Source organism: Acinetobacter sp. 766875, assembly GCF_000582055.1.
GTDB classification, from domain to species: domain Bacteria; phylum Pseudomonadota; class Gammaproteobacteria; order Pseudomonadales; family Moraxellaceae; genus Acinetobacter; species Acinetobacter nosocomialis.
On the sequence record NZ_JEXX01000028.1, the window covers coordinates 42,815 to 51,874 of the forward strand.

Annotated in this window: 7 protein-coding genes and 1 pseudogene; 3 read left to right on the forward strand and 5 right to left on the reverse strand. The window is 38.0% G+C overall.

Annotation, left to right across the window (positions count from 1 at the left end; genetic code table 11):
- Positions 1-33: 33 nt before the first annotated feature.
- Together J576_RS17520 and J576_RS17525 are read left to right on the forward strand one after the other, a co-directional pair.
- Entirely contained in the window at positions 34-2,442 is a 2,409-nt protein-coding gene (locus J576_RS17520) for a fimbria/pilus outer membrane usher protein (protein ID WP_081404078.1), read from the forward strand.
- Positions 2,433-3,461, forward strand: a pseudogene (locus tag J576_RS17525) (Csu type fimbrial protein). Before J576_RS17520 ends, J576_RS17525 begins: the two are co-directional and overlap by 10 nt.
- 60 nt (positions 3,462-3,521) lie before the next feature.
- On the opposite strand, the gene J576_RS17530 reads toward J576_RS17525, so the two are convergent.
- The gene (locus tag J576_RS17530) at positions 3,522-4,874 is read right to left on the reverse strand and encodes a PepSY-associated TM helix domain-containing protein (protein WP_002053048.1); all 1,353 of its coding nucleotides are present in this window, start codon (positions 4,872-4,874) and stop codon (positions 3,522-3,524) included.
- 612 nt (positions 4,875-5,486) lie between these two features.
- Here J576_RS17530 and J576_RS17535 point away from each other — a divergent pair.
- Complete coding sequence (locus J576_RS17535; protein WP_000773629.1) at positions 5,487-6,749, forward strand: site-specific integrase; 1,263 nt, start codon at positions 5,487-5,489, stop codon at positions 6,747-6,749.
- 5 nt (positions 6,750-6,754) lie between these two features.
- Here the strand turns inward: J576_RS17535 and J576_RS17540 are convergent, their stop codons facing one another.
- The 4 genes from J576_RS17540 to J576_RS20250 all read right to left on the reverse strand — a co-directional run.
- Positions 6,755-7,024 carry a hypothetical protein gene (locus J576_RS17540; protein WP_002055027.1) on the reverse strand — a complete coding sequence of 90 codons (270 nt, stop codon included), beginning with the start codon at positions 7,022-7,024 and terminating at the stop codon, positions 6,755-6,757.
- Positions 7,025-7,321 (reverse strand): hypothetical protein, encoded by a 297-nt coding sequence (locus tag J576_RS17545; RefSeq protein ID WP_000043827.1) that lies wholly within the window; start codon positions 7,319-7,321, stop codon positions 7,025-7,027. It abuts the gene before it with no gap.
- The gene (locus J576_RS17550; RefSeq protein WP_033855707.1) at positions 7,321-8,283 is read right to left on the reverse strand and encodes a hypothetical protein; all 963 of its coding nucleotides are present in this window, start codon (positions 8,281-8,283) and stop codon (positions 7,321-7,323) included. The genes J576_RS17545 and J576_RS17550 overlap by 1 nt, the downstream gene beginning before the upstream one ends.
- 14 nt (positions 8,284-8,297) lie before the next feature.
- Positions 8,298-9,060 (reverse strand): hypothetical protein (locus J576_RS20250; protein ID WP_033855708.1); only part of this gene is annotated, 763 nt, incomplete at its 5' end.

Genomic DNA, 9,060 nt, shown 5'->3' on the forward strand with positions numbered 1-9,060 from the left:
CATATGAAATATCTCGTAAGTGCTTTATGTGTTATGTACTTGCCGATTCATGCTTTTGCTGAATCATTACAAGATAACACCAATGCTGCTTTACCCAATATTCCGGAAGTAACAAACTCCGCTTTTCAGGCATCTGGTTCTGATAAAGGCTATATTCAGCTATTTTTAAATATTTCGATCAATTCTAATACATCTACTGATTTAATATCGGTACACCAAGATCAAGATAAAAAGTTATATGTTCGTGCCCGTGACCTAAAAGCTTTAAGGCTAAAAATGGATGAGCATATTCCAGATAGCCAATGGGTATGTATTAATGAACTTAAAGGAATCCAGTTTAAATATCTGGAAAATGAGCAGTCTCTGAACTTACAAGTTCCTTCGAGCATGTTGAGTGACTATTCCGTTGACTTAAATGGTCAATCGACTACAAACACTAACTTGCTGAAAATGAAACCCTTAAATGCTGCAATCCTGAATTATAGCCTGTACCACACCATAACCAATGATGAGAGTATTTTCTCAGGTTCAGCTGAAGGAATTTTTAATAGTGCACTCGGTAATTTTTCATCAGGCGTTTTATATAACGGTAGTAATCAAAACAGTTATAGCCATGAGAAGTGGGTGCGTCTGGAAAGTAAATGGCAATATGTAGACCCTGAAAAAGTCAGGATATATACCCTAGGTGACTTTATTTCTAACAGCTCGGACTGGGGCAGTAGTGTTCGTCTTGCCGGTTTCCAGTGGTCGAGTGCCTATACCCAGCGTGGTGATATTGTTACCTCGGCGTTGCCGCAATTTTCCGGTTCGGCAGCACTGCCTTCAACACTGGACTTATACGTTAACCAGCAAAAGATTTATTCAGGACTTGTTCCGTCAGGCCCGTTTGACATTAAGCAGCTGCCGTTTATTTCCGGAAATGAAGTCACATTGGTAACGACTGATGCCACAGGTCAGCAAATCATTACTAAAAAACCTTACTACTTTTCATCGAAGATTCTGGCAAAAAGCATAAATGAGTTTTCAGTAGATGTTGGGGTTCCACGCTACAACTATGGGCTGTACTCAAACGATTATGATGATGTCACTTTTGCCTCTGGTGCAATTCGTTATGGTTATAGCAATTCACTAACCTTAAGTGGGGGTGTGGAAGCCTCAACAGATGGTTTGACGAATCTCGGCACAGGTTTCGCCAAGAATTTGTTTGGTGTGGGGGTGATTAATGCCGACATTGCCGCCAGTCAGTATAAGGATGAAAACGGCTATTCGGCTCTGGTTGGTTTAGAGGGGCGTATTAGCAAGAACATTTCATTTAACACCAGTTACCGCAAAGTATTTGATAACTACTTTGATCTGGCCCGTGTGTCTCAAATCCGGTATTTAAAAGATAACCAGATTAGTGGTGAGCCACAGAACTATCTTAGCTATAGCGCGCTGGCAGATGAGATTATTAGGGCAGGGATTAACTATAACTTTTATGCAGGCTATGGTGTTTATGTCGGTTATAACCAGATCAAGTACAGTGATAACTCGTATAAGTTACTGTCTGCGAACTTAAGCGGAAGTTTAAACAAGAACTGGGGTTTTTATAGTTCAGCTTATAAGGATTATGAAAACCATAAGGACTATGGCATTTACTTTGCGCTGCGCTATACGCCATCTATAAAAGTTAATGCAATAACAAGTTTTTCTAATGACAGTGGTAAAACAACGTATAGACAAGAAGTAAATGGATTTAGTGATCCACACATTGGCTCATTTGGATGGGGTGGATATGTAGAGCGAGATCAGGATGCGCATACTAACAATGCATCGATCTATGGTTCGTACCGAGCAAGGGCTGCGTACCTGACAGGTCGTTATAACCGAATTGGGGATAATGACCAGGTTGCACTTTCAGCGACCGGATCGTTGGTTGCGGCGGCAGGACGTATATTTGCGGCCAATGAAATAGGGGATGGTTATGCTGTTGTTACCAATGCCGGACCGCAAAGCCAGATTATAAATGGTGGAGTAAATTTAGGAGAGACTGATAAGTCTGGAAGATTCTTAATTGCGAATTTAAGACCGTATCAATCTCATAATATTTATCTAGATCCATCTTATTTACCATTGGAATGGGATGTGACGACTACCAATCAGACCGCACTTGTGGGCTATCGTCAAGGAACCTTGGTTGACTTTGGTGCACATCGGGTTATTTCAGGCTTGGTGAGAATAGTTGATAAAAACAACACGCCATTATTACCAGGCTATAGCGTTCGAATTAATGGACAGCAAGATGCTGTAGTGGGCTACGATGGTGAAGTATTCGTTCCAAACTTATTAAGACAAAACAAACTTGAAGTAGATCTTCTCGATCATGGTACTTGTCAAATTAATTTCACTTATGAAAGTAAGCAATACAGTGCTAAAAAATTGGGGCCTTATGTATGTCAATAAGTATTGTAAGTCATAGTTCCTACATGCTAGCCAAAAAAATTTCATCTACTTTAAAGTATGTTTTAGCTAGTTTACTGTTATTTGTGCTTTATGCTTTTTTTAGTTCAGCACATGCTGGCTGTACGGTAACTGGAACCACAAATAGTACTTATAATTATACAGCAGCAACGATTAATAGTGACGCTACCATTACTTATACTGGAACTATTCGGTGTACGAATGTTGGGAGTACTGCTCAAATATCAAGATATATGTGCATGAAGACAGTATTTACTGGAGCAACTACTTCAAATAGTAATGTTTCATTACCTTATACGGTTATTGCAACTGTAGGCGGAGCAGGTTCTTCTACTGCAAATCAAACTTCAAACTTTTGGTATGGTCCTGTGACTACGGTGGCACCAAATAATATTATTAGTTACTCAGTAAGTATTAAAGTTCCAGCAAGATCGGGCTCTTTAACAGCCTATCCGGTAGGGACTTATATTGGCTCCGTTCAAGTATTTTGGGACATGTAAGCAAATTCAAGCAGTGTATGTGAGGGTGATAGTGGCGGTGGCTGGGACTCGGGTAATATGACGATTACAGCTAACTATGTAGTACCAAGTTTCTGTCAGTTAGATTCCACATCAAATGTCGATTTTGGCAATATTGGTGATATTGGTACAACAAGTCGTGACTACACGGCTCAAGGTGCGATTAATGCAACTTGCAACAATGGAACACCTTATAGCATTTACTTGGGGGACGGCAATAATCGTATAAGCGGTGGATTTAGACGTATGACCAATGGAAGTAGTCAATACATTCCTTATCAGTTATACAAAGATACTGCTTATAGCACAGTATGGGATACTACAGGTGGTATAACTGCTGTGGGTGGTTCTGGAGGAGTATCAAAGACGGGATCTGGCACTAGTCAAATTTCAAATGTATATGGAAAAATTCCGCAAGGAACCGCTATTTCAAGTACGCCTGGTAACTATTCAGATAGCATAGTTGTTACAGTGACTTATTAATTATTTGCCAACTCACTATTTATTTAATTAAGAAGGTGAGTTGGCAAGTATCATAGGTTTTTAGTTGGTTTTTAGAGAGCTTTGTTTTCGTATTAGCAATATAAACAGTGTGATCAATATGCTAAATCCGAAAATGGGCAAGCTAATTCCTAAAATAATAAGTGTAAGTGCTGTGATTATTTTTTGTTGCTTGCTTGCACGCTTCCAGACCAACAAAGTTTGGCTAACAAAATGGCTAGTCGTAAGTTTTAAATTAGATGTTTTAAACCAAGCTTTATATGCATAAATAATCATGGCGCATAGTCCAAGTGCATATAAAGCCAGTATAAGCTGATTGACCCAACCGAATAACACGCCAATATGAGCATCGACTCCCCAGCGTGTAAGCTTTGCAAATAATGAATAATCTTTGAAAGCTAATTTATCGATGACTTTTTGTTGATGTAAATCAATAGCCACACTGTCTGCCTGTGTTGGCCATTTGCGCTGTAGTTCAGTAACAGTCCAAGCCTGATTTGCATCAACTGGTGGTTTTATTTGTATTTGGGCTGAATGAATTCCATTTGCTCTAGCAATTGCTAATACAGAATCGAATTCGGTTGGCATGATCTCTAAATCCGAAGTTTCCATGACCATACCATGATGTTCTTTATGCTCATCATGAGACATTTTTGGTAATGGGGCATTATTTAAAGTTGTGGCTAATGTTGGCGTTTGCCAATTTAGCCATTGACGAGCAATACGAATATTATCACCGGCCCACTGGGACCATGTAAGGCCCGTAATCGCAATGAACAATAAAAGTGGTAATAAGGTCAAGCCAATAGAACTATGCCACTTTAATAAATAGTTTTTCCGCGTTTGTCTAATTTTGAAGTTTTGACGACGTTTCCACCAACTGTATAGTCCGGTCAGAGTCAAAATGCCGAGCCAACTTGCTGCAAGTTCACTATAAAAACGTCCCCATTTTCCAAGTAATAAATTACTATGCAATTGATCTAAGAATGTGCGAAATGGTAATACTCCACTGGTTCCATATACAGCAAGCTGACCTTTGATAGAAAGGGTATAAGGGTCTACAAAAATAGCTTCATTATATAAATGATGAGCTTTATCAGAAAAAATAACTCGTGTTGTTTGTATGGAACTTGGTGCCGGCCTAACTTCTGTAATTTGTGCAGATTCGGGCATCGCTTTTTTTGCTGCTTCAACCTGTTGGCTTAGTGGGTGCATATCTTTATTTAAAGGCTGAACATATAGTGCATCTTTATAGATAGATTGTTCTATCTGAGGAGTAACTGCATATAGAAGACCTGTAAATGCCGCAATAAATATAAATGGGGCAATAAAAATACCAGCGTAAATATGTACGAGACGGAAAAGACTGCGCCAAAAGCTAGGGGTGTTAGGCATGTTGAGAAGTATCGAACAAACTTTGGCGTGAAGTATATCTACTTTTAAATAAAGTTACCCATTGTTTAATTATCTATAGCCAAACTTTTCACATAAAAGCCTTTTAATAAATTGATTATCTAGACCTAAAAATTGAAGAAGTGAGATTAAAATTTGATTAAAGATTGATAGTGATAGCTTTATGCTTTGTATTTTAAAAAGCAATAAAGCTATTAGTTTTTTATCTAGATGATAGAATTGCGCCGGTCAGTAAATTGATGTGTATTCTTACTTAATATGCAATTGATGATGCATCCTTTTGAGGTTGTGTGTAGATTGTTGAGTTGCGAGTAAGGCTAATGTAGATATACATACAATTATCTGAAATTCTAACTTATTGAAGATATAAGGTTTATCAGTTGCTCCCATCACTTACAATTCAAACCAGACTCGGTGGATTCTACTTTTTTTATAATATACCTGTGGTTTTTGTATTTTTATTAAAGTAAATGAAAACAATAATTTATAATCAAAAAATGACGTATTTTATTGTTAACTGAAAAAGCTTGTAGACTATTTGTAGACTGTTGAGAAACATGGTTAAATCAAATTTCGCTAAAACAGGTTTAAGACATGAAACTCAACAAATCTACTGTTGATGCTATTCCATTAACTGAAAAAGGTCAAAAAATATATAGAGATGCAGAACTGATCGGTTTTGCTGTTCGGGTAACTAATAAAAGTAAAACCTATATTGTTGAAAGGAGGCATGAAGGTGAACTCTATCGAGTGACAATTGGTAAAACTACCGATATTCCTGCAACAAATGCTCGAGCAAAAGCTCAGATGATTCTGGCGAAAATTTCAAACAATGAATATGAAAAGCCTATCAAATTAAAGAATGTTGCTAATCCTTTAGATATTACAGTGAATGAAGCTCTTCAAATTTATATTGATAGAAATGACTTTAGGCCAAAAACAATTAGGCAGTACCGTAAGTACTTTGATTTATATTTGGGGTGGGGCAACAAAAAGCTTTTCCAGATATCTAAGCAAGAAGTACTGGATCGATTTATTGAGGTATCAGAAGTAAGTGAGTCGTCAGCAAATGGTGCTGTATCTCTTTTAGGTACCTTATGGAAGTATATTCATGTTCTTTATTCAACAGATGAGAACCCGATTCTTAAAAGTAATCCAGTTGACATTATTTCCGTAACAAGAGGTTGGAATAAAATAGCAAGTAGGGATAGACATCTCCATAAAGACATCATTCACAAATATTACAATGCAGTGCTTCATTATGAAGATGAGTTAAATCTGGAAAATACTGCTAGGTCAAACACGCATCGGGATATCGTATTGATGTGCATGTATACGGGATGCCGTAAACAGGAGGCATGTTGTCTAAAGTGGTCTGATGTAGATATTAAAAATGGTACCTTAACTTTTAGAGATACCAAAAATGGTTCAGATCATACTTTTCCTATTGGTGATCATCTACACAGTATTTTGCGTGAACGTTGGTTATTAAGAGAAAACGATTGGGTTTTCCCAGCTACTAAAATGCCTACTTCGTGGAATATGCATGCAACTAAGGTAGATACATTATTGAATAGAGTGGGTAAGGAAGTTGACTATTACGTTTCAATGCATGATTTCCGTCGTACATTTGCCACTATATGCAACCTTTTAAGATTTAATATTTATGTGACAAAAAGACTTCTTAATCACACGGCTAAACCAAGAATTGATGTCACAGGTGGATATGTTCAAATTCCAGATGAGGAATTAAGAGCTTCAATGAACATGATTGAAGCGGTGTATCAAGGCAAGATTGATTGCTTTAATTACCAATCTGTTTGGGCAGAAAGATTAAAAGAAATAAAGGCGGTTTAACCGCCTTAAACTGTTGCAAGTTGTGCTGTATTAAGCACAGTCTTGCTTTGCTCATACTTCAAAACGTCCTTCTTTTTATATGAAACACGTCTTCCAATTTTCGAAAAAGGCAGTGATGATTGATCACAACGCATTCTAGCTAATGTCCATGGTGAGCAATCTAAATAAAGAGCCACAACTTCTTGGGGGAATTTTTGCTCTTCATTAGCCATAATGAAACGATCCAAATATTCTTGCTGTTCTTTTTCAGAAAGATTTCTCAAATCTTTTAGCATTCACGCCACCATTCTATAAATACGTTTAACTTCATGGTCCAGCTCATCCATTGCAGAGCGACCTTCTTTGAAATATTTCAAAAGCATTAGTTTGTATCGCTCTTGAGCTGCTTTGTTCATCACACCTTCGTTGCTTACTGAAAGGGTGCCTTTATTACCTTTAATTAAGTTCACGCCGTGCGGTGTGCCTTTCCCGCGATACCCGGCATTTACGTTGAACACAATGAACTTCTCGAAAAGCTGCATTGGTAGCAGCTTTGGCTCGAAAAGAAACTCTGGAGTAGTTTGTTTTGACATTAGAAAGGTTCCTCCAGTAAATAATCAGGTTCGTTTGATGCTGCATTTTCTAACTCAAAGCGGCGTTTCTTAACAAAATCCATGAGTCGTGATTGAATCTGTGGATCTCGTGCGGCAACATCTATTTCCAAAGCATCTAACGTAGTAAGGTCCGGTGCAGTTTGGATCTGGACCATTAATGAAGGTGGTTCACTCTCTACAGGCTTTTCATCTGCAAGCTCAGTCAAACGTTTGTGAGTAGCTTTGAGCAAAGGCTCCATTTGTTTATCTGACCATGTACGGGTGTATCGATAAACAGCATTTACCTCAGCTGGTGTTTTTGACTCTTTAACACGCTGGAGAAGGGTATCTAATGTCTTCTGATATTCTGGATCTGATTCAAGTTCATTAGATACTGGAGTTAATAGATCCTCGGAAGCTGTGACATTAGTTTGTTCTGTAATAACAATCGTTGACTTATTATTGGTAGGAAAAACTTCAGAAGGTATTACTTTAGCTGGTGTCTCAGCTTTTGATTTTTTACCACGCTGTTTTTTTGGTTCCTCACCTAGGCGAATAACACTTAAATCGTCACTAACTTCAAAACCTAACGCTTTAGATAGTGCTTTTAATTGAAGCTTGGCGTTTTCTGCATCACGTTGAACGAAGCCACTGTTAATAGAATCAATTAATGAGTTAGTTTTGAAATCTAAAACATAGACCGTAGGTGAATATGTACTGATTACAAAAACTTCCTGACCGTCTTCATACTCATCAATAGTTAATGGCTTTGTGAATGTAATGCCAGCCAGTTCAATAGTTTCGATTTTGATGCAGAATTCAAAACCTGGTTTACCAAACACAGAAGCGGGGAATTGATCTAAATCAGAAAAGTCCAACATGTCTCCAATAGGACGACAAAGTACAGTTTTACCTTTTTGAAGAGCTGCAAATGCTTCAGCTGCAGTTATTAAGTTAGACATGAAAAGCTCTCCTTTTAGTGATGTAACGACTGTTGTTGCTGAACTTGCTGAGGATTGTTTTTAGGGGCCCAACCCATCTGATCAGCACGTGCTTGGCAAGCTCTATTGATACCCGCCTCATAAGTAGTGCCTTTAAACTTCTTAATTGCAGCATTTAAGATGTTAGTGTCTGGAGCATCTTTAATTGCTTTCAAAGCATCTTGATATAGTTGATCCTGAGTACGAGGTGGCTTCTGGTTACCACCCTGAGCGGTTGTCTGGTTATTCTGATTTGTATTTTGACCTGCTGGGGTAGAGGCATTTTGCTCTTGATAAGCATAGTCATAGTTGTATAGATATTTACTACCATCAAAATTACCGAGGTAAACATCAGCTGCCACACCAATAGCCTTAAACGCTACACCAAGAGCATCAGTAACGGCCTTTTTATAACCTTCATCAATCGCTACTAATTTGCCTTTTTGAACTTCAACAATTGCTGAACCGCCGTTGCCGAAAAATTCCTCACCCCAAACACCATCAATCTTGGTTTTTACTGCTACTTCAGCAAAAGCCATAATGGTTCCATCTGGCGCGGTTTCAGACCATAAACGTACATGTCTATAAGTCCAGCCATGACCAACAGGACCAAAGGCCTGAGTCATAGCCATTAATCGCCATTGAGGGTTAATATCTGATTTACCTTTTAAATAACCAAACTCAATTTTCTTAAGAAAATTGGTAGGCGTTTGCTTAACTGCATTCCAGATATGTAAGTTGTCTTTTGAGTTTTCAGTT